Below are 20,106 nucleotides of genomic sequence, written 5' to 3' on the forward strand. Positions count from 1 at the left end.
GAACAACCCATCAAAGCATGGTGTTATTCCCGCTCGTTCTGACATTCAGGGCAGATGCCGACATATTCAAGATTGTGGGATGAAATGATAAAGCCCTCATCCACCAGTCTGCCTCGATCATCGATCTCAGGATCATATGGCACATGGCTGTCGAAGATTCTTCCGCATTTAGTACAGATAATATGATAATGCGGAACCGGATTGCCGTCAAAATGTTCATTCTTATCAAATGAGAATACATTCATGATAATGCCGTCATCAACCGCATCCGCCAATACTCTGTATACAGTCGATGCACCTATATTATATCCCCTCTCCACAAGAATCTGATGAAGCTGCTGGGCAGTCGGATGACATTTTAATTCTTTTATAACCGAATATATAACCTGTTTTTGTTTTGTATTTCTTTTCTCTGCCATACCTGCTCACTCCAATGATTTATTCCGATCTTACTTTTGATAAGTCTATACTAACACATATTTTGTCAAGTTTGAATACCTTTTTAAGAATTATTCTCATTAATTTCAATCTTTATCCGGCAATTCACCTGTAAATGGAAGTTTTTGCCGGCAAATTAATATTTATAAATTTATTTTTTATGCTTGACATCCCAAGTGTATTGGTGTACTATCTAACTAGCACAGTAGTTAGGAGGGAAGCATTTGGAATTTAAATCAAACCTGCCGATCTACCTTCAGGTCATCGATGATATAAAAAAGAAGATTATTACAGGTACCCTGCCACTTGGTACCAAGCTCCCATCATCCAGAGAGCTTGCCATCCAATATGACATCAACCCAAACACCGCGGCCCGGGTTTATAACGAGATGGAATCTCTCGGACTGTCATATACGAAACGTGGAATTGGTACATTTGTAACAGAAGATCCTCAGGTAATTGATCGGCTGAAACAGGAACAGTTAAAGCAGATCCTTACAGTTCTGGATGAACAGCTCACCGGCATGGGATATACGCCGGAAGAGATCATCCGATTATTGCAGGACTACTATTCCCTGTAAAAACAAGTATTGAAAGGAATGAATACTATGATTAAATGTGAACACTTAGTAAAAAAGTATATGAGTACGACCGCTGTTTCGGACCTGTCACTGGATATCATATCCGGTAACATTTATGCTCTACTCGGTCCAAACGGAAGCGGTAAATCCACCCTTATGAAAATGATCGCCGGGCTTTCAAAACCGTCCTCCGGTACGATCACGATGGATAACCGGCCATTAGATTACAAAGCCAAAGCGCATATCGCATATATGCCTACAGAAGCCTATTTCTTCGGTTATATGAACTGCATCGATGTCGGAAAATATTACCGTGATTTCTTCGCTGATTTTGATTATGACAAATACATGCGACTGTTACAGGAAATGGATCTGTCGCCAAAGCAAAAAGTGCGTGAGATGTCATCCGGTATGATGGCAAAGCTGAAGATCGTTGCAACACTTTCAAGGAATTCGGAAGTTATTATGTTAGACGAACCGTTAAACGGCATCGATATCATTGCCCGCGAGAAGATCATTCATACAATCGTGTCTAATATCTCAGACGACACTGCCGTTATCATGTCAAGCCATCTGGTGGATGAACTGGAAAAGATCATTGATCATGCCATCTTCATCAAAAACGGAACCTGTGTATTACAGGGTAATGCAGAAGAACTTCGTATCGCACAGGGCAAATCCATTGTTGATATGTATAAAGAAATCTACGCATAAACTGGGAGGTATTCAATTATGTTAAAAATGTTAAAATATGAATTTCGCCGTGGAATCTTTCCACTTCTGATCGTAGGGATCGTCATAGCTGCCATTGAGCTTTACTTTCTCATTGGTACGTTAACCGAACATGCAGATCACTCTGTTATTGCTGTTTCCCTGCTTATTCTCGCGGCTTTCTGCTGTTACCTGTTTGTATTGATCTACGGCATAATCAGTTACAGCCAGGATCTGAAAAACAAATCAGGATATCTGGTCTTTATGGCTCCTATATCCAGCTATAAAGTAATCGGCGCCAAACTGTTATCCATCCTGCTGACAGGTGCAATAATCGTTGCTGTTATATTCGGATTACTGACCTTAGATCTCAGCCTGGCATACTCCACATATGACTCCATTGATACTTTTTATGATTTTCTAAGTAATATTCTTGAAATGGGGGGATATTCCCTGGGCGGCGTTATCTTAAGATTACTGGCATTTATCCTTGTATTTTTGATCCAGTTCTTTATGACGATCACACTTGCCTACCTTGCGGTATCGGTATGCTCCACCATTCTTCAGACAAAGAAGATTAAAGGTTTTATCAGTTTCGTACTGTTCATCGTCTTCTATGTGATCCTGTCTGTAATTGCTTCTAAGATTCCCCATCTGTCCAATCCCGGACCGGATGCAACATTTATGGAAGCCATGTATGCCATGATCCCACAGATCGCACTCTACTTCGTAGTAATGGTGGCAAGCTATATCGGAAGCTCCGTGCTCCTCGAAAAGAAGATCAGCTTGTAAATATACTCAGCACGAACGAACAGGCAGCAACCCTCAACCGGGGCATTCTCAAACACGCATGACTACCTTCATTTCAACTTCGATTCGATCTGCATGCTGCGCCGGACACGATACATTCGTTGTGTCCTTTGCAGCAGCATCGAATCGTTGAAACTCAGTCGTTCATGCTATGGTTTGAAAATGCCCCGGTTGAGGGTTACCGCCTGTTCTGTTTTTACATAGTATAAAGATATACAATCCAAATTATATTAAATTTTTTCAATATATTTTCTACATTAATTTATGAAATCCATATACTTCATACCCATATTTGTGTAGTCATGCGTATTTTACAGATATGCCCTTGTTTATAATCAAATGTGTTTCCATCCCTACACCCCTATGGTGTGCAGGTCGATCCAGTTATAGATATCGTAATATGCCTGAATGTTGTTGATCTCGTTTATGACTTCGTGACGCGCATCCTTGTACAGGATGCATTTGACATCATCTGTGATATATCGGCTGTATTTGTTGTATAAGAGTTTCACATCCAGACCATAGTGACCGACCGGATCTTTGCTTCCTGATATGAATAATACCGGCATATTCTTTGGCACATTTGCCAGATTATCCTCATCCTGAATAAATTCCAGTGTTTTGAATAAAGTCTTATAACCTTTCACCGTAAAGGTATAGTCATACATCGGGTCTGCCATATATTTGTCAACCTGAACATAGTCTCTGCTCAGCCAGTCTTTCACGGTACGCTTCCGCTTCTCACCGTTCATGATCGTCATTCTGGGAATACCGAAAAGGTAAGTACCAAATGCAAGCACCTGCAACAATTTGCTTCTATGCTTCTCGCCACGGAGCATACTCTCCACTCCGGCTACCGCCTCTCCGATCTTCAGCATACACTTCGGATGTCCGCCCGTTCCCATACAGATAAAACCATCTATGCTAGCATTTTTCTGCAGCTTTGCAGGGTACTTTGGATCTTTTGCATATTCGCACATATATCTTCTTGCAATAAATGATCCCATGCTGTGTCCCATAAGAAAATACGGAAGATTCGGATATGCCCGTTTTACGCATCTGGTCACACGATGAACATCTGCTGCCATCGTCTTACTTGCATCATAAGCATACATATAACCCATCTCGGATTTATTTCTGGCTGTTAGGCCATGCCCCAGATGATCATTTCCACATACCAGAATTCCTCTGGCAGCCATAAATCTTGCAAAATGATCATAACGCTCCATGTCCTCTATCATACCATGAGAGATCTGAAGCACCGCCTTGATCTCACCCTGTGGAATCCAGACGATGACATGTAATTTATCTCTTCCGTTGGATGATGGAATATATGTCTCTTTTTTCTTTACGTTTTGTTTCATAAGCAACCTCCCATTGTTAGTATCCGCTTTCGAAAAAAAATTTATGCATTCGGCTCCTGATTTTCTTCCTTCCAGTAGATATTTCTGTGTTCTACAGAGGTCGAGAATGCGATCAAAGTCTTTGTTTTTCCAAATCTCTGCAATTCACCGATAAACAGATCCAGTGCCATCGTTGTCTCAAAGATAACCTCGATCAGCATGGAATAGTCACCGGTCACACAATTGCATTCCACAACATTTTTGCAGTTCTTGATAAATGGATAAAAATCCTGTTTGTCGTTTGGCTCTACCTCTAAATTAATAAATGCTTTTGTATAATATCCCAGTGCGATCGGATTGATCTGTACCTGAAAGCCCTCGATCACCCCTGCTTCCTTTAACCGCTCTATTCTTGTAGATACTGCTGTTGATGACAGAAAAACACATTCCGCAATATCCTTTAAAGACATACGAGCATCCTTCTCTAACAGTTCCAGAATCTTCTGATCTACCTCATCCAGACAGTAAGCTGTCTCTTTTACTTCATGCATAGTTTTACTCTCCATTTTCTTATACATCTCATCTGCCAAATACCTTTATTTATATAGAAACTTTGGTATAGAAAAAGGACATCCTTCATCTGAGAAGGACATCCCTTTCATATTTCTGATATCAATGTACTTCTATCTATCCTGTCTGTATTTTACTACTAATAACAGGATAAATCCAGCACTAAAAATACCATGTAGTATTGCATCTGTATATTTTACGGGAATATACCCTTGATCTCTTCCGTATGGATCAATCGTTTTAAAGCAATGATATAGGCTGCCATCCGCAAAGTACAATGACTCTTTTTGCTCTCCTCCACGATTTCTCCAAATGCTTTCGTCATGATCGTTTCAAGCATCTCATTTACCTGCGGTTTTTCCCATGTCATTTCCTGAATGTTCTGTACCCATTCAAAATAAGAAACAATAACACCGCCGCTGTTTGCAAAGATATCCGGCACAAGCTTGATTCCTCTTTCTGCAAGGATCGGATCTGCATCTGCTGCCGTCGGTCCATTTGCACCCTCAACAATATAAGAACATTTTAATTTCTCCGCAACCTCTTTTGTGATCTGATTTTCAAGCGCTGCGGGAACCAGCACATCACAATCACAGGTAAGAATATCTGTATTCGAAATATGGGTAACACCATCTTCCTGATAGTCTGCAAGCAGACCACCGGCTTCTACATAAGCTGTTACCTTATCTGCATCCAATCCGGTCTCCTTATAGATTCCACCCGACACATCACTGATCGCTACAACAACCACACCTCTATGTCCAAATATTCTGGCTGTATTGCCGCCAACATTACCGCATCCCTGAATTGCAACTTTAGCCCCCTCTAACGCCTTGCCATCTTCTGCAAGAAGGAGCTTGGTGCTGATCACAACTCCACGTCCAGTTGCCGATGGTCTTCCCTTGGAACCGCCAAGCTCCAGCGGTTTTCCTGTCACAACTCCGGGACAAGGTTTTCCCTTTAACTGGCTGTATGTATCTAACACCCATGTCATAATCTGTGCATTTGTATTTACATCAGGAGCAGGTATATCGGTATCTGCTCCGATGATCGGCTCGATCGCATAGGTATATCTTCTCGTCAATGCACACAATTCCCGTCTGGAAAGTGCAGCCGGATCTACTTTGATACCACCCTTCGCTCCTCCAAATGGTATATTTGCCACTGCACATTTTAATGACATCCATGTTGCAAGTGCTTTGACTTCATTCAGTGATACGTTCTTGTGATAACGTATACCTCCTTTGAACGGTCCTCTGATATTTGAATGCTGGACTCTGTATCCTTCAAATACCTTAACACTTCCGTCATCCATCTCCACAGGAAGGTAAACCTTAGTCTCACGCTGTGGATTTTTGATGATCTCAAACATCCTCTTGTCAATTCCACCAATGTTCATGGCTTCTTCCATCACTGCTACCACATTCTCATACGGGTCGTACTGTCTGCTCATCTTCGTATCTCCTCGTTTAACAAATATTTTATTGTCACGAGTTATCCGGTGTTACCTGTAAGGGATAAACCTTTTGACAAGAGGCATTCTAGTTCTCCTGCATTTATACGTCAATATCTCAAGTCAAAGACCATCCAAAATGATATTTTCAAGTATTTTATCTTAATAATGTATATTTATAGCAGTTCAAACTTGAAATAATCAAGTTTAATTTGCAACATTGATCACATATAACTGGTGCAGTGCTCTTGTACAGGAAATGTAAAATGCGTGCCGGCTGATCCGGTTTTCCATCACATCCTGTTCATTGATAACAAATACTGCATCGAATTCCATACCCTTTGCAAGAAACTTCGGAAGAACAACCACACCGCCATTATAGACGGTCGACTGGTTCGTAAGATATGTCACCTGCTCATATTCTTCCAGTTCTTTATACATGGCAAATGCACGTTCTTCATCATCGCAGAGAATTGCCACATTATCAAAATCATCCAGTTCTCCATAATCAAGCTTCTCTGCGATAAATCCGGCAGCATCTTCTATACTCTCCGCCTGCTCTGTTACCGGCTCCATGCCATGGCGGTTGAGTGGATGGGCTTCCTCCTCGTCTGACGCCCGATCTGCTTCCAGAATCCTGTTACAGAATTCTGTGATCTCACAGGTTGAACGGTAGGCAGTATCCAGAGTCTTGATCTGACAGCCGCCTGTTCCTCCATGCGGCACAAATACCGTCTGCAGTACATCCAGCACCGTTTCCTCCGGATTATAATAAAGCACCTGCAGGCTGTCTCCCAGTATCGTCTTTTTACATTTAAAGATACGATCCAGTACTGCATACTGGAATATGTTGTAATCCTGCATCTCATCGATCACGAGATGCTTGATATTGTCATAGGACTTGCATCCATAGAAATAAATCTGCAGATAAAATACCGCCAGAATATCTTCATAGCATACCTTTCCATATTCATTCCGGTATTGTTCGATGCCCGGATGCTGTTCAGCCTGACTGTTAAGAAAGTCCTGATATAATTCGATCAGGTTGCGCTCCGCATACTGATAGATCATCTCTTTTGTGATCTGGTTCTCCATCTTCTGATGCTTCTCATCCGTAAATGCCTGATCCTGTTCATCCTCTACCCGGTCTGCTATAAAATATGCGATCTTCTCAAAACGTTCATAGACCGGATATCTGGCAAAACGATTATAGAACATCTTCTCGATCTGGTCCTTTGTAAATACTGTTTTCTCAAAATGGAAATCTTTAAACTTAATATTTGCCGTATACTCTTCCAGATATTTGTTAAATGCCTGATAGAACGCTATCGATGATTTCCATGCAATATTCTTCATCTCCGGACTTTCCATATCGGGATGTGTCGTGATCCGGTCTGCCTGTTCCAGCTTTGTCTCATAATCACAGTCCACAAACAGGATTTCCTCCATCAGAGAATCAAATTCCTTCTCCGGTACATTATCCTCGCCGACCTCCGGCAGCACACCGGCAATATAATCGCCAAAGATTCCATTTGGCGACAGGATCATAACATTGTCTGCCGACATCGTCTTACGATTGTTGAATAACAGCCATGCCAGTCTGTGCATCGCAACTACTGTCTTACCACTTCCTGCCCGTCCATCCACAATAAGATTATAAGCTGTCTTATTACGGATCAATGCATTCTGTTCTTTCTGGATCGTCGCAACTACGGATTTCATCTTCGTGCCGCTGTTCTTTCCCAGTGCATCAAGCAGGATCATATCATTGATCTTCTCATCGGTATCGACTGCATTATGCAGTCTTCCATTACTGATATCAAATTGCTTCTTCTCTACGATCTTTCCAAAATATTCTTTATCGGGTGCCTGATAGGATGCCTCGCCCTTCTCATAATCATAATACATCGATGCGATCGGGGCACGCCAGTCATAGACCTTCTGATCCTGTTCATCCATCGACCAGTAGCCGTTTGTTCCGATATAGACCGGAAGAACCTGTCCATCCTCCTGATACTCAAATGCGATTTTTCCAAAATACGGACTCTCGATCTGGTGCGCCAGTACATCTACCTGCTTTGCCGCATGTTCGATAAAAAATGTATCGTTATTTACATTGTTCATGTTCTGCAGGAATTCCTCGTCGTCCATATCTCCATGGCTGTCACGCATATATTTCTTCTGCGCTTTGATCGCCTGATTCCGATAGTCGATGCTCTCCTGTGTGGTCTGAAGATCACACTGCAGCTCATTTTCTACTTCTTCAAAATATTCCTGTTCTTCTTCCAGCGTTGTCTCTCTATATGTTTCCTGAACCTGTTTCTTGTCCATTTTCTTTCCTTTCAAAACAGACATCATCTAAAATCAAATCCACCTGACTTCAAATGATGCCTGTACATTTTACTTCTTTATAATTGTGACTCTTTTTGCTGCACAGCTCTGCGCACTGCCGCTTACTGCCTTTACCGTATATACATAGCGATAACCGGATCTTGCCGTCTTATCTTTCCAGTAAGGATCCGTTGTTGTTCCAATCTGTTTCATGGAGCCTTTTTCTTCCTGTCTGTATATCTTATACTTCTTTGCTCCTTTGATTGATTTCCATTTTACTGCAACACCGTAGCTGCGTTCTTTTACCGATATTGCCGGTCTGGTCAGTCTCCGGGTTACTACCGCATCGCTGTAAGCACCAAAAGATGTGCCCTTTCTAGCCCGGATTCTATATGCATACCATGTGCCTGATTTTGCAGATGTGTCTACATAAGTCAATGTGTCTCCGGAATTGACATCTCCGATTCTCTGCCATTTTCCTTTATATGTTCTGCGATAGATCCGATAGCCCTCTGCTCCCGGTACGCTGTCCCAGGTCAAAGACAAGCCACTCTTCTGGTTTGCTACCGTTTTCAGTTCTGCTGCTGCAAGCCGGATCGTATATGGACATTCGATCTTTCCGGTATAATTTCCGATTCCGGTCACAACACAGGTTGCACGTCCAACCTTTTTGGCATTTCTGTATGTTACCGTATAATCTTCTTTATTCAATCCGGCAACCGTCACGGACGGCTTACAGCTCTTACCCGCATACTGATATACTTTCTTTGACAGTGTTGCTGTAAGACCGGATATATCCTTCGGCGTTACAGTCAGCGTATAACTTGCCAATGTCGTTTTATATGCTGCATCTGCTCCGACCGTTGCAGTGATCGTGCAGCTTCCTACACCCTTTATCGAAATATAGCCTTTTTCATCTGCTTCCGCAATTCTGGTATTAGATGACTGATATGTCACTTTTCCCTCTGAATTGGTCGTAACTTTATACCGATATGCCTTGCTTCCATATTCTCTGGTAACTGTCTGCTTGGAAAATGCAGTCTGCGATTCCGGCTTTTCATTTCCATTTTCATCATAATCTGTATACTGGACCTTCAGACCCGACTGATCAAAATAATCATGAAGATTAACATAGCCCCAGCCATATTGTGGATCCCAGCCATAGGTTCCCTTATCAACGGCATATTTCTTAAGTACCTTCTTCACACCCTTGTAGTTCAGTGATGGCTGGATCATCTTCACATATGCCACCGCCGCTGTTATATGTGGCGTTGCCATAGAGGTACCGGACATTTTCTGATACTTACCCTTCAGATATGTTGATACAACACTGGTTCCCGGTGCGCAGAAATCAACAGTATCTCCATAGTTGGAATAGCTGGCTGCAAAATTCTCATTGCTGTTCATCGCAGTTACAGTTATTACATTTCCTCTGTTTGCAGGGTAAGTTGTGCTGACATCCGTTGCATAATTACCGGCTGCACAGCAGACAACCGTTCCAGATGTCTCTGCCTTCTTTAATACATCCTTTAATAACGTAGAATATTTCCAGAATAATCCTGTCCATCCAAGGCTCATATTTACTACATCTGCCTTTTGGGATACCGCATATTGTAACGCGCTCCGAATTGCAAGATTTGACGATTTACCTGCATCATCAAAGGTTTTAAGGATCATCAGTTTTACATTTTCCGGTGTATTATCTGCAATGATACCGGCTACATGGGTTCCGTGTCCATTTCCATCCGTATATGCCTTGTTTTTGCTTACTTTATCTTTTCCCTGAAAACAATAACTATGCTTGGTATCTATTCTGCCCTTAAAAATCTTATTCGTTGCATCCAAACCTGTATCAATAATGGCAACTGTCACTTCCTGATCGATCACATAATAATCATATTCTGCTTTCAGATAGCCAAATCCCATCACGCTGCCGCCCCAGGACAGGGAATTATGGTCTTCAATGTCCGGAACATCTGCAAGAATATCACTGTCTACCACCTGATCGATAAAACAATGATCCGTACCATAAGCATCCGCTAACTCATAATAAGCATATTCCGTATCCGCAGTTGTATCAAACTGCAGCACATATTCATTATAATCTCCATAATGAAGGATCTCGGATGCACCATAGCTGTCTGTAAGCTGCGCTCCATCCGTCAATACCATCAGACGCTTTAACTGATATTTGTCATTGGAGTCTGTACTTCCATCGGATCCTGGTTCTGTTGTTTCTGTATCCGGTACTGTGTAGTCCTGATCCCAGTTATCATTGATCAGTTCTACCACATCAGAAGCATCTTTCGCTTCTTTCACCGGAACCCCGGCAATATATTCTACCGGATCCCGATTCTCCGCACTCTCATCCTGTATATCCTGATCACAGATCTCCATCGCTTCGTCCGTCTGCTCTGTCGTATCACTCAGCCCGGCAACCGTATAATCTTTCCCATTGATCTGTACTGTATGATCCTGCTGTTCTTTCGAAGCAAGCTCACTCATATCATATGTATGAATCGTTGTATCTGTCTGTCCTGTACTGGTTCTATTGGCATCGTGCAGGCTGTCCCAGGAAAAAACCGTGCTCGCTAATACAGCCGCCATCCCTATGCAGATACCGGCTTTTTTATAATTCTTCTTTTTCCTATAAAACAGCTTTTCTCGTTTCTGTCTATTGTTCATTTCTTTTCTCTTTTCATCATATCACTTATGTTTAAATCCAATTTCCCTTTTTATTTTAAACCATCTTGCTGATAACTTCTATAGTTAATTTTCAGGTTCTGCTAATATATTTACCGCAAATATATTTATGTGTCTTTTTTTGTACATCGTTTTTTGTATTCTCTATATAACAAAAACCTGTATACATTAACCACAATTCCGTTTTTCTTATTTTTCTCTATAGACAAACGGTAGGTTGACCACATTTTCGATCGGAGGGATTCATATGTCACATTCAAATTCTAATTCGGGAGGATGCCTCCCAGGCATCATTATTTTTCTTATTATCTGTTACATCATCGGTGCTGTCAGTGACAACGGAAAGCATACCTGCTATTATATCGGATGCGACCGGGAAGTGGATAAAAACGAAACCTACTGCTGGTACCACAAAGATTACGGTCACCGTAAATCCTATAATGTTACAACGCAGGCAACGACTGAATCCAATTATCATAAACAGTCCTCTTCTTCATCCCGTTATTCTACGGCAACTGAAGCTGCTCATTCTCAGGATGTTTACGACTCCTACGATGATGGATATGATGACGTATATGACAATATGGGAGATTACGATGAAGATCGATATGATGAAGATGACGATTATCGGGACGGTGTAGACGATGCCATTGATGAATTTGGTTACTACTAAGATCTTCAGGATATCGTTTTCATGAACATTTTATAGTCATTCCTCTGATTTCATGTTAGAATAAGACATTCAATGAAATCGGAGGAATTTTTTATGAGTAACGAAGGCAAGAAATGTACGGTTCACTATACAGGAACATTTAACGATGGAACAAAATTTGATTCATCTTATGACCGTGGTGAACCGATCGACTTTGTATGCGGTGCAGGCATGATGATCAAGGGATTTGACGAAGCTGTTAAGGGCATGGCGATCGGTGATATCATCGATGTACACCTTATGCCGGAAGAAGCATACGGCATGCCGGATCCCGACAATATCTTAACTGTTGAGATCAACCAGCTTCCCGGTGCTGAGGATCTGGAAATTGACCAGAAGGTATTCCTGTCAAATCCAGCCGGACAGTCTTTCCCTGTTAAGGTAACCGCCAAGGATGATACTACGATCACCTTTGACGCAAACCATGAGATGGCAGGCAAAGAACTGAACTTCAAGATTGAACTTCTGGATGTAGAATAAACAGAAAAAAATTATGTACACCTGATATAAAATCTCCCAGACGTTCCGGATATGATATACTACGAATTTCTACTCGTCACACGCATCTATTCGCTCATGCTCCTGTGCCAACTCGCCTTTCAGGCTCAAACAGGCACCCGCATTCGCTGATAGCGTGTTTCTCGCAACAAAATTCTCGTATCTATCATATCCGGAACGTCTGGGAGATTTTTTATACCAAGTGTACATAATTTTCTTTATACCTTCTTATTTAAAATACAATTTTTCATGTTATTAATAGGCACTCTTTATTTCTTAATCATACAATTCAAGCATCAATGCTTCATCTTACATTTATTTGCCGAAATACACGACATGGATTTCCCACAGCTACACAATTAGCAGGTATGTCAATCTACACAAGGCAACAACAAACATATAAAAAGCCGTTACACTAAGACCTCAAGTGAGGATTTCGTTATGGAATGCATATACCAGCAAATGTGGGTGCCTGTCTGAGCCCAAAGGGCGAGTTGGCACAGGAACATTTGCAAATCAGGTATATGCAGTTCATCGAAACCGCAGCGTGTCTTAGTGTAACGGCTTTATTTATATGTTTGTTTCAGTCTTGTGTAGTTGTAATTACTCGTCGAATTCGTAGTCTTTGCCCGGAAGGATAGCGTTTAAAGCAATTCCAAGGATAGCTGCGATAGCAAGTGATGTTAATGTGATCGATGTTCCTGCAACTGTGAAGGTAATACCATCACCGAATCCAAGTCCGCTGACAAGGATAACAGCAGCAACGATCAGGTTACGTGACTTTGTGAAATCAACCTTATTTTCAACAACATTACGAACACCGATAGCTGAGATCATTCCGTACAGCATGAAGCTGACACCACCGATGATCGATGCAGGAAGTGAACCGATACACTCAGCAACCTTTGGTGAAAAGCTGAGAAGGATCGCATATACAGCAGCCAGACGTACGACTCTTGGATCGTATACACGGCTAAGCTCAAGAACACCGGTATTCTCACCGTATGTTGTATTTGCAGGGCCGCCGAATGCAGCAGCAAATGCTGTAGCAAGACCATCACCGATCAGAGTTCTGTGAAGTCCCGGATCCTTGATGAAATTATTTCCTGTTGTAGCTGAGATTGCTGAGATATCTCCGATATGCTCCATCATAGTTGCAAGAGCGATAGGTGCCATTACAAGGATGGAAGTAATATTGAATTTACAAAGCTGGAATGGAGGAAGATCCACCCATCCGGCATCCTTTACTGCCTTAAATGTGAAGATTGCAGATCCGTCCGGATTGTGAACACCACATTTGAAAAGAATAAATGCAACTACATATGAGATCACAACACCCATAAGGATCGGAATGATCTTGAACATTCCTTTGCCCCAGATATTGAAAATTACGATAACTGCAAATGCGATAATTGCAAGAAGCCAATTTGTTTTTGCATTATTTACGGCTGATGGCGCAAGACTCAGACCGATACAGATAATAATTGGTCCGGTAACAACAGGTGGAAGGAAACGCATAACTCGTTTTACGCCAACCAGTTTTACAACCAGTGCAAGAACCAGATACAACGCACCTGCCACTACGATACCACCACATGCATAAGGTAATTTCTCACCCATAGACATATCTTTGAAGATTCCGGTATCAAGATTTGCGACTGTGTGAAAGCCTCCTAAGAAAGCAAATGAGGAACCCAAAAATGCAGGCACCTTTAATTTTGTACATAAATGGAAGAATAATGTTCCGATTCCGGCACAGATCAGTGTAACCTGAATGGATAAGCCCTCTCCATTAAAATAAGTATTTACCAGAATTGGTACTAAGATAGTTGCACCAAACATGGCAAACATGTGCTGCAAACCTAACAGCAACATTTTCGGAACACCCAGTTCCCTTGCATCATAAATCGCTTCTTTTTTCTGATTCATAATAATCTCCCTTCTTCTATTGTACCTGTTTTACTGTGATACTATCGATCGAAATGCACGCCTTCTTTCGACAAAATCTCCAGCACACCATCTTTACGATGATAACATAAGAAGGGAGATTTGTGAACTGCAAATCTCCCTGTTTTTTATAAATTTGTTATATTTGTAAAAACTTTCAATATTGAAAGTTTTTAGGTCGTTTTTGTTTCAGATCATTCAATTTTGAACATTACGATCAAATGACTTATTCAACATTTTTCAACGCCTCATCCATCGGGATCCGTTTGATCCTTTTTACCTGGAAGACAGCGATGATTCCATAGGCTGCCATTGCCAGGATAAAGATCGCAGGATAAATATACGGAGCAATATAGATCGTCATCCATCCACTGATCGCTTCCTTCATCATCACATAATAGATCCCGGCGATCGCCACCTGTGAAAGAATGATTCCGAGGATGACACACACTGCCATCACCCATGTTGTCGCAGACAGATATAATCTGTTGATCTCTTTGTTCTCATATCCAAGGATCTTTACCATGGATATTGATATGGTATTCCTCTCAATGATCAGCTTTGTAAGCAGATAAACCATCAGCATGAACATCGCCAGTGCGAATACCTCAAACATATAAAACATCTGGCCCATGGAACGATCAAGCTGTCTTGATACCTTTGTCAGATCTTCCTCTGTGACGACTGTCGCGATCAGCTTCTCATCAATATCAGTCAGCTTCTCATTTGAGAAATATCCGGAGAAATATCCCTCTTCGACATCGAACATTTCCCGATATGTCTTCTCATTCATAAATACTGCCAGTGCCGCAGGATATGTGCACACACCGGAAACCTTTATCTTATAAGAATCGGATGAATATTCCTTATCCAGCGTGATCGTATCCCCGTTTTTCAGTTTATATTTGTCACGAAGTCCGTCAGAGATCAGCATTTCTCCATCCGCAGGCTGTACCTTGGAATACTTGCTGTCATCCGAGATACCATAGACCATGACTTCTTCATCTCTTATATCTGTTTTATAGATCAGGGAAGTTACCAAGTATTTCTCTGCATCCTTGTTCTCTGTTTCCACAGGCATTTTCAAAACGTACTGATAATCCGCAAGCATGTTGTCCAGTGTTTCATCCTGATAGTGTTTTAAAAGCGGCGACATCATCATTCCGAACATCAGCAGAACGATCGCAAATGTTACTCCGATAAACAATACGATATAGCTTGGCAGATTCTGCAGGATCACACGTATACGGAATCTGGTAAAGAAACGGAAATGTGGCAGCTTGACCGCTTTCTTTCTCTTTGACTTTGAAAGATCCCGTCTGATAAACCGAAGCGGTGACATACGGAGCTTCGAATAGATCATCCATGCTGTTATGACAAGCATCAGCACGATCGGAATAACCGTCGTCTTTACAAATGCTTCCGCATTCCATTTTGTCACATATTTTGTCAGACTGTAACTGCCATAATACATCGCCACGCAGACATTTTTAAATACTGTATATCCCAGAACATTTCCGATTACAGCTGCTACAAATGTAACCAGGATCGGAAGAGAAATGTAATGCGCCAGTAATTCTCCTCTTGTGTAACCAGATGCCCGAAGCGTACCGATCGTGCCGGCTTCCTTTACGATCGTATTGTTGATCGTAATCGCAAAGATAAATGCCATGATCACGATTATAATATAAAGCAGTGTTTCCACCATTATCGAATCACCACCCATATCCTCTCCGGTAAAATTAATTGCCTGATTCGTATATCTTGGAATAAACTTCTCCACTTCTCCATACTGACTGATCACCTTTGCAAGATCATCGGATACATCCTTCTCCGCTTTCTCATCTTCAGGTTCATCGTCATAGATCCAGGCATAAGAATAATGCATCAGCCCTTTGTCAAAGCTTTCAAACCGTTCATCCGTTACGATCGCAACACCAAACAACACGGAATCAAACATCGTATCATTATTATTCTGGAACAAAGCGCTGTAATCAGATAATGCTACAAAGCCCGATACCTTATATGTCTGCCCATCAACCGACAGATCATCTCCTACCTTGATCCCATTATTTTCCGCATACATACGGTCAATTGCAATCTCATCTTCTGCCGCAGGGAACGCTCCCTCCATCAGACAGATCTTATCCACATCTGTACGATTCTTAAAAATACGGAGTGTGCTTTCATCCCCATCTTTTTCTACGATTTTCTCATAGTAATAATTCTCATACAGCTTTACCCCCTCATCTTCAATCGCTTTAACCGCCTCGGATGATGCTTCATCCTTGTACTCAAAATTACCATTCTCGATATTATACTTATCAAAGCTCTCATCATATGTAGCGACCATACTCTTACCGGCTACCAGAAAGCCGGACACAAAACCAATACTCAAGATCATAAACAGGAAAATAACCAGATACTTTCCAAGATCGGCAGCCAGCTCCTTCGGCAGCCGTTTCCATAATGGATTCTTCATATTATAAATTCTCCTTTTCTCTCTGCCACTTCTGTATTACCAGTCAAGCTCCATTGCAGGAACCTTTACATCATTTACTATATTCTTACGGATCATTCCATCACGCAGTTTGATCACACGGTCTGCCATATTCTTGATCGCATCATTATGTGTAACCATGATAACGGTATTTCCATATTTCTGATTTACATCCTCGATCAGCTTCAGTATCTCCTTCGAGGTCTTATAATCCAGTGCACCTGTCGGTTCATCACAGAGCAGGATATCCGGATTCTTAACGATAGCCCTTCCGATCGATGTTCTCTGCTGCTGTCCACCGGACAACTGATTCGGAAGCTTATGTCTGTGCTCATATAAACCAAGCGTCTTTAAGATATCATCGACATCGAGCGGTGAATCACTTAAATATGCACCAACCTCTACATTTTCCTTTACGTTCAGATTCGGGATCAGATTATACATCTGGAATACATAGCCAAGATGCTTTCTTCTGTACTGTGTCAGTGTCTTCTCATCCATATCAACTGTTTTTTCCCCATTGATCGCTATATAACCACTGTCTGCATTATCGATTCCGCCTATGATATTCAGTAACGTGGACTTACCGGAGCCGGATGGTCCAAGCAAGACACAGATTTCTCCCTTCGTTACTGTAAAATCCAGTCCTCTTAATACCTCTGTCCGGTTCTCCCCTGATCCGAAGCTCTTTTTCAGACCACTGATCTGTAAAAAATTCTGATTTTCCATTTTGTCTCCTCCATTCTCCAGTACTTTCTATCACACTGGTATATCTTTTTATGATTAACGTTTATCGCTTTGAACATTTGAATATGTGTTCATATGATTAATAGCACAAAACAACTGTATTGTCAATGGTTCTGTTGCAAATTTCAAATTTTTGTTAGTTTTAACTAACATTGTACTATTATACATCTATTCCCGGCACAGAACATGTAAAAAGCACATGCTTATTGATATATTTTTATCATTAAGCATGTGCTTTTACTGTTTTTTGTTTCTATCTGCTCTGCAAAGAGGCATTTTATCTGATGTTATATTCCCGGATCTCGCAGTTCTTAATCCCGAAATGTGCAAATTCTTCATTTGTCATATCATAAAAATACGACTGTACGATCCTTGAAATTCCATTATGTGCAACAAGCAGATATGTCTTATGTTCAGACTCCGCTTTTATATCATCCAACAGATTATAGACACGCTGGCACAGATGCATCATCGTCTCTCCGCCATCATAATGATCCAGGAAATGGGATTTTGCTTCCATGAATTCTGCTCCATTTCTGGGTGTTGATTCAAACCGTCCAAAGTTTTGCTCCTTCAATCTCGGCTCCATCCGCATCGGAATCCCTGTCATTTCCGATATATGTCTGGCAGTCTCGGCCGCACGAACAAGTGGGGAATATAATATCTCATCGATCCCCGGCTGTTCTTCTGCCAGTTTTCTTCCAAGTTCTTCTGCCTGCCGGTGTCCCAGCTCTGTCAGCTCAATATCCGTTGCACCGCAGATCTTATTCTCCACGTTCCAGATGGTCTGGCCGTGCCTCGTAAAAAATACTTTTCCCATGTTATCTCCTTATTCTTATACTATAGAATTGGATTATATATACTATAATTTCACACCGGCTGTCAACTTTATTCCACAGGATTTCACAGACGTTCAGCCACCGCGATTCCGGTGGCGGTGGCTGCGAGTCCGCCTTTTCCGGTCTCCCGGAGATCCTTATGCATCAGGTCGCCGATTTCCCGCATCGCATCGATTACCTCGTCTGCAGGAATAGCACTTTCAATCCCTGCCAATGCCATATCAACAGCGCACAGCGCATTTATGGCACCGGACGCATTTCGCTTCACACATGGCACCTCCACCAATCCTGCAACCGGATCACACACCAGTCCAAGCAGGCTCTTTAATGCCATCGCTGCTGCCTGAGTAATGAGATGGCTGCTGCCGCTCTTTAACCATGCAAGTGCACCTGCTGCCATAGCGGAAGATGCCCCGATCTCTGCCTGACATCCGCCTCTTGCCCCTGATATGCTTGCCCGTCTTGCGATCACATCCCCGATGCCTGCTGCCACAAACAGAGCCTTTACCATATCATTTTCCGAGGTGTTCGTCATTCTTTCATATGTGATCAATATCGCAGGCACAACACCACAGGAGCCTGCCGTCGGTGCTGCCACGATTCGCTTCATGCAGGCGTTGCTCTCCGCCATCTTGATTGCCCTTGCCATGACTGCTCCGCCAAATTTACCACACATACATTTGTGTGTTGCCGCATAATCAGCCATTTTTTTACCATTTTTCCCGGACAGGCCGCTACGGGAAGTCAAACTGTCATCATACGCTTCATCTGCTTCCTTCATCGAACGATACATCTGGGTCATCCGGTTTACGATATCCATTTCCGGCTGCTGCGAGTCCCTTGCCTCCTCCCGGATCACAGCCTCCCAGAACTCACATTTATTTGTTTTCATATAAGCATCGATTTCTGCCAAAGATGAAAATGCCATTATCATTCTCCTTTTTAATTTCTTTCCTGTGCCACTGCATCCTTTATTACCTAGATTCCACGATCAATCATCTTTCAGACTCAGATAGGTTACCTTCAAGATTCCTTCCAGATGCTCCAGCCATTTCAGGGATTCCTTTGGAACCTCCTGATCACATTCCAGAACCATGACTGCATGACCTCCCGGACATGCCCGATACAACTGCATCGTTGCAATATTTATGGACTTATGTCCAAGCATCGATGTCACCTCTGTCACATGTCCCGGCTGATCCAGATTATGCACGATCAGAGTCGGGTAATCGCCACTGAAATTTGCATCCAGACCATCGATCTTACAAATGCGGATTCGCCCTCCGCCGACTGATTCCGCTTCAATATCAAGCTCTCTGCCGCTTTCTCCTGTCATATGAAGCACGGCTGTATTTGGATTTGCATGTGCAAGCTTCGCTGCATAAAAGATAACCTCCATGCCTGCCTGTTCTGCCAGTTCAAAGCTCTCAGGTACGCGGATATCATCCGGCTTCATACCGAGAAGCCCGGCAACCAGTGCTTTATCTGTACCATGCCCTTTTCCTGTTGCAAGGAATGAACCATACAGTCCGATCTCCACCTTCCGGATCGGTTCATCTATTAATTTATAACAAATATATCCAATCCTTACAGCTCCTGCCGTATGCGAACTGGACGGACCTACCATGACCGGACCTACAATATCAAAAATACTCATTTTGCCACCTTCCTGTTTCTTCCAGTATTCCTCAAATTTATAAATTTTATTCTACGACTGATCTTTAAAGCCATCCTACATAATAGTTCATGAACCGAATCATACCGCCTGTCAGTTTTGCCGCAAAAGCAAAAGCCACCGATATCTTCTGCAATTCATACAGTCCTGTATCACAAACGCTCTATGAAATAACATCTGATATTCCGGTGGCCTTTCACCTTATGTTATGAACTTGTCATATGCTGTCCATATCCGGTACAACATAT

17 protein-coding genes are annotated in these 20,106 nt (G+C 42.1%); 5 read left to right on the top strand and 12 right to left on the bottom strand.

Annotation, left to right across the window (positions count from 1 at the left end; translation table 11 throughout):
* Window positions 1-23: 23 nt before the first annotated feature.
* A complete protein-coding gene (locus DWW85_RS11040) occupies window positions 24-419 on the bottom strand; it encodes a transcriptional repressor (protein ID WP_117808645.1) in 396 nt (131 codons plus the stop codon).
* 243 nt (window positions 420-662) lie between these two features.
* Here DWW85_RS11040 and DWW85_RS11045 point away from each other — a divergent pair, with 243 nt between their 5' ends.
* The 3 genes from DWW85_RS11045 to DWW85_RS11055 are packed head-to-tail and all read left to right on the top strand — an operon-like array spanning window position 663 to window position 2,522.
* Complete coding sequence (locus tag DWW85_RS11045; protein WP_117808646.1) at window positions 663-1,019, top strand: GntR family transcriptional regulator; 357 nt, start codon at window positions 663-665, stop codon at window positions 1,017-1,019.
* A gap of 27 nt (window positions 1,020-1,046) precedes the next feature.
* Window positions 1,047-1,733, top strand: coding sequence for an ABC transporter ATP-binding protein (locus DWW85_RS11050; protein WP_117808647.1), 687 nt, complete (start codon window positions 1,047-1,049; stop codon window positions 1,731-1,733).
* An 18-nt stretch (window positions 1,734-1,751) separates the two neighbouring features.
* Window positions 1,752-2,522: an ABC transporter permease gene (locus tag DWW85_RS11055; RefSeq protein WP_117808648.1), complete on the top strand. Its 771-nt coding sequence runs from the start codon at window positions 1,752-1,754 to the stop codon at window positions 2,520-2,522.
* Between the two features lie 371 nt (window positions 2,523-2,893).
* Here DWW85_RS11055 and DWW85_RS11060 read toward each other — a convergent pair whose 3' ends face one another.
* From DWW85_RS11060 to DWW85_RS11080, 5 genes are all read right to left on the bottom strand, one after another.
* Entirely contained in the window at window positions 2,894-3,904 is a 1,011-nt protein-coding gene (locus tag DWW85_RS11060; protein ID WP_117808649.1) for an alpha/beta fold hydrolase, read from the bottom strand.
* A 41-nt stretch (window positions 3,905-3,945) separates the two neighbouring features.
* Window positions 3,946-4,404: an Lrp/AsnC family transcriptional regulator gene (locus DWW85_RS11065; protein ID WP_044944768.1), complete on the bottom strand. Its 459-nt coding sequence runs from the start codon at window positions 4,402-4,404 to the stop codon at window positions 3,946-3,948.
* A 245-nt stretch (window positions 4,405-4,649) separates the two neighbouring features.
* Window positions 4,650-5,906, bottom strand: coding sequence for a Glu/Leu/Phe/Val dehydrogenase (locus DWW85_RS11070; RefSeq protein WP_117808650.1), 1,257 nt, complete (start codon window positions 5,904-5,906; stop codon window positions 4,650-4,652).
* A 207-nt stretch (window positions 5,907-6,113) separates the two neighbouring features.
* A complete protein-coding gene (locus tag DWW85_RS11075) occupies window positions 6,114-8,261 on the bottom strand; it encodes a superfamily I DNA and RNA helicase (RefSeq protein WP_117808661.1) in 2,148 nt (715 codons plus the stop codon).
* A gap of 45 nt (window positions 8,262-8,306) precedes the next feature.
* Window positions 8,307-10,922 carry a S8 family serine peptidase gene (locus tag DWW85_RS11080; RefSeq protein ID WP_117808651.1) on the bottom strand — a complete coding sequence of 872 codons (2,616 nt, stop codon included), beginning with the start codon at window positions 10,920-10,922 and terminating at the stop codon, window positions 8,307-8,309.
* 265 nt (window positions 10,923-11,187) lie between these two features.
* Between DWW85_RS11080 and DWW85_RS12805 the strand changes: the two genes are divergently transcribed.
* Both DWW85_RS12805 and DWW85_RS11090 read left to right on the top strand, forming a co-directional pair.
* Window positions 11,188-11,613 (top strand): hypothetical protein, encoded by a 426-nt coding sequence (locus DWW85_RS12805; RefSeq protein ID WP_207660247.1) that lies wholly within the window; start codon window positions 11,188-11,190, stop codon window positions 11,611-11,613.
* Between the two features lie 93 nt (window positions 11,614-11,706).
* Window positions 11,707-12,132: a peptidylprolyl isomerase gene (locus DWW85_RS11090; protein ID WP_021943146.1), complete on the top strand. Its 426-nt coding sequence runs from the start codon at window positions 11,707-11,709 to the stop codon at window positions 12,130-12,132.
* A 621-nt stretch (window positions 12,133-12,753) separates the two neighbouring features.
* Here DWW85_RS11090 and DWW85_RS11095 read toward each other — a convergent pair.
* From DWW85_RS11095 to sdaAB, 6 genes are all read right to left on the bottom strand, one after another.
* Window positions 12,754-14,079, bottom strand: coding sequence for a uracil-xanthine permease family protein (locus tag DWW85_RS11095; RefSeq protein WP_117808652.1), 1,326 nt, complete (start codon window positions 14,077-14,079; stop codon window positions 12,754-12,756).
* Window positions 14,080-14,323: 244 nt separating this feature from the next.
* Window positions 14,324-16,579 carry an ABC transporter permease gene (locus tag DWW85_RS11100; RefSeq protein WP_117808653.1) on the bottom strand — a complete coding sequence of 752 codons (2,256 nt, stop codon included), beginning with the start codon at window positions 16,577-16,579 and terminating at the stop codon, window positions 14,324-14,326.
* A gap of 36 nt (window positions 16,580-16,615) precedes the next feature.
* Window positions 16,616-17,326 (bottom strand): ABC transporter ATP-binding protein, encoded by a 711-nt coding sequence (locus tag DWW85_RS11105; protein WP_008400229.1) that lies wholly within the window; start codon window positions 17,324-17,326, stop codon window positions 16,616-16,618.
* A 295-nt stretch (window positions 17,327-17,621) separates the two neighbouring features.
* Entirely contained in the window at window positions 17,622-18,164 is a 543-nt protein-coding gene (locus DWW85_RS11110) for a histidine phosphatase family protein (protein WP_117808654.1), read from the bottom strand.
* 83 nt (window positions 18,165-18,247) lie between these two features.
* Window positions 18,248-19,111 carry an L-serine ammonia-lyase, iron-sulfur-dependent, subunit alpha gene (sdaAA, locus tag DWW85_RS11115; protein ID WP_117808655.1) on the bottom strand — a complete coding sequence of 288 codons (864 nt, stop codon included), beginning with the start codon at window positions 19,109-19,111 and terminating at the stop codon, window positions 18,248-18,250.
* 63 nt (window positions 19,112-19,174) lie between these two features.
* Window positions 19,175-19,840 (bottom strand): L-serine ammonia-lyase, iron-sulfur-dependent subunit beta, encoded by a 666-nt coding sequence (gene sdaAB / locus DWW85_RS11120; protein WP_117808656.1) that lies wholly within the window; start codon window positions 19,838-19,840, stop codon window positions 19,175-19,177.
* Between the last annotated feature and the right edge of the window lie 266 nt (window positions 19,841-20,106).

It is taken from the genome of Clostridium sp. AF17-21AC, assembly GCF_003461365.1.
Classification (GTDB): Bacteria; Bacillota; Clostridia; order Lachnospirales; family Lachnospiraceae; genus Coprococcus; species Coprococcus ammoniilyticus.

Excerpts from the sequence above, each read along its gene's own strand:
- DWW85_RS11040 (WP_117808645.1), bottom strand. The coding sequence starts at position 419 with ATGGCAGAGAAAAGAAATACAAAACAAAAACAGGTTATATATTCGGTT.
- DWW85_RS11050 (WP_117808647.1), top strand. The coding sequence starts at position 1,047 with ATGATTAAATGTGAACACTTAGTAAAAAAGTATATGAGTACGACCGCT.
- DWW85_RS11055 (WP_117808648.1), top strand. The coding sequence starts at position 1,752 with ATGTTAAAAATGTTAAAATATGAATTTCGCCGTGGAATCTTTCCACTT.
- DWW85_RS11060 (WP_117808649.1), bottom strand. The coding sequence starts at position 3,904 with ATGAAACAAAACGTAAAGAAAAAAGAGACATATATTCCATCATCCAAC.
- DWW85_RS11070 (WP_117808650.1), bottom strand. The coding sequence starts at position 5,906 with ATGAGCAGACAGTACGACCCGTATGAGAATGTGGTAGCAGTGATGGAA.
- DWW85_RS11075 (WP_117808661.1), bottom strand. The coding sequence starts at position 8,261 with ATGTCTGTTTTGAAAGGAAAGAAAATGGACAAGAAACAGGTTCAGGAA.
- DWW85_RS11080 (WP_117808651.1), bottom strand. The coding sequence starts at position 10,922 with ATGAACAATAGACAGAAACGAGAAAAGCTGTTTTATAGGAAAAAGAAG.
- DWW85_RS12805 (WP_207660247.1), top strand. The coding sequence starts at position 11,188 with ATGTCACATTCAAATTCTAATTCGGGAGGATGCCTCCCAGGCATCATT.
- DWW85_RS11090 (WP_021943146.1), top strand. The coding sequence starts at position 11,707 with ATGAGTAACGAAGGCAAGAAATGTACGGTTCACTATACAGGAACATTT.
- DWW85_RS11095 (WP_117808652.1), bottom strand. The coding sequence starts at position 14,079 with ATGAATCAGAAAAAAGAAGCGATTTATGATGCAAGGGAACTGGGTGTT.
- DWW85_RS11100 (WP_117808653.1), bottom strand. The coding sequence starts at position 16,579 with ATGAAGAATCCATTATGGAAACGGCTGCCGAAGGAGCTGGCTGCCGAT.
- DWW85_RS11105 (WP_008400229.1), bottom strand. The coding sequence starts at position 17,326 with ATGGAAAATCAGAATTTTTTACAGATCAGTGGTCTGAAAAAGAGCTTC.
- DWW85_RS11110 (WP_117808654.1), bottom strand. The coding sequence starts at position 18,164 with ATGGGAAAAGTATTTTTTACGAGGCACGGCCAGACCATCTGGAACGTG.
- sdaAA (WP_117808655.1), bottom strand. The coding sequence starts at position 19,111 with ATGGCATTTTCATCTTTGGCAGAAATCGATGCTTATATGAAAACAAAT.
- sdaAB (WP_117808656.1), bottom strand. The coding sequence starts at position 19,840 with ATGAGTATTTTTGATATTGTAGGTCCGGTCATGGTAGGTCCGTCCAGT.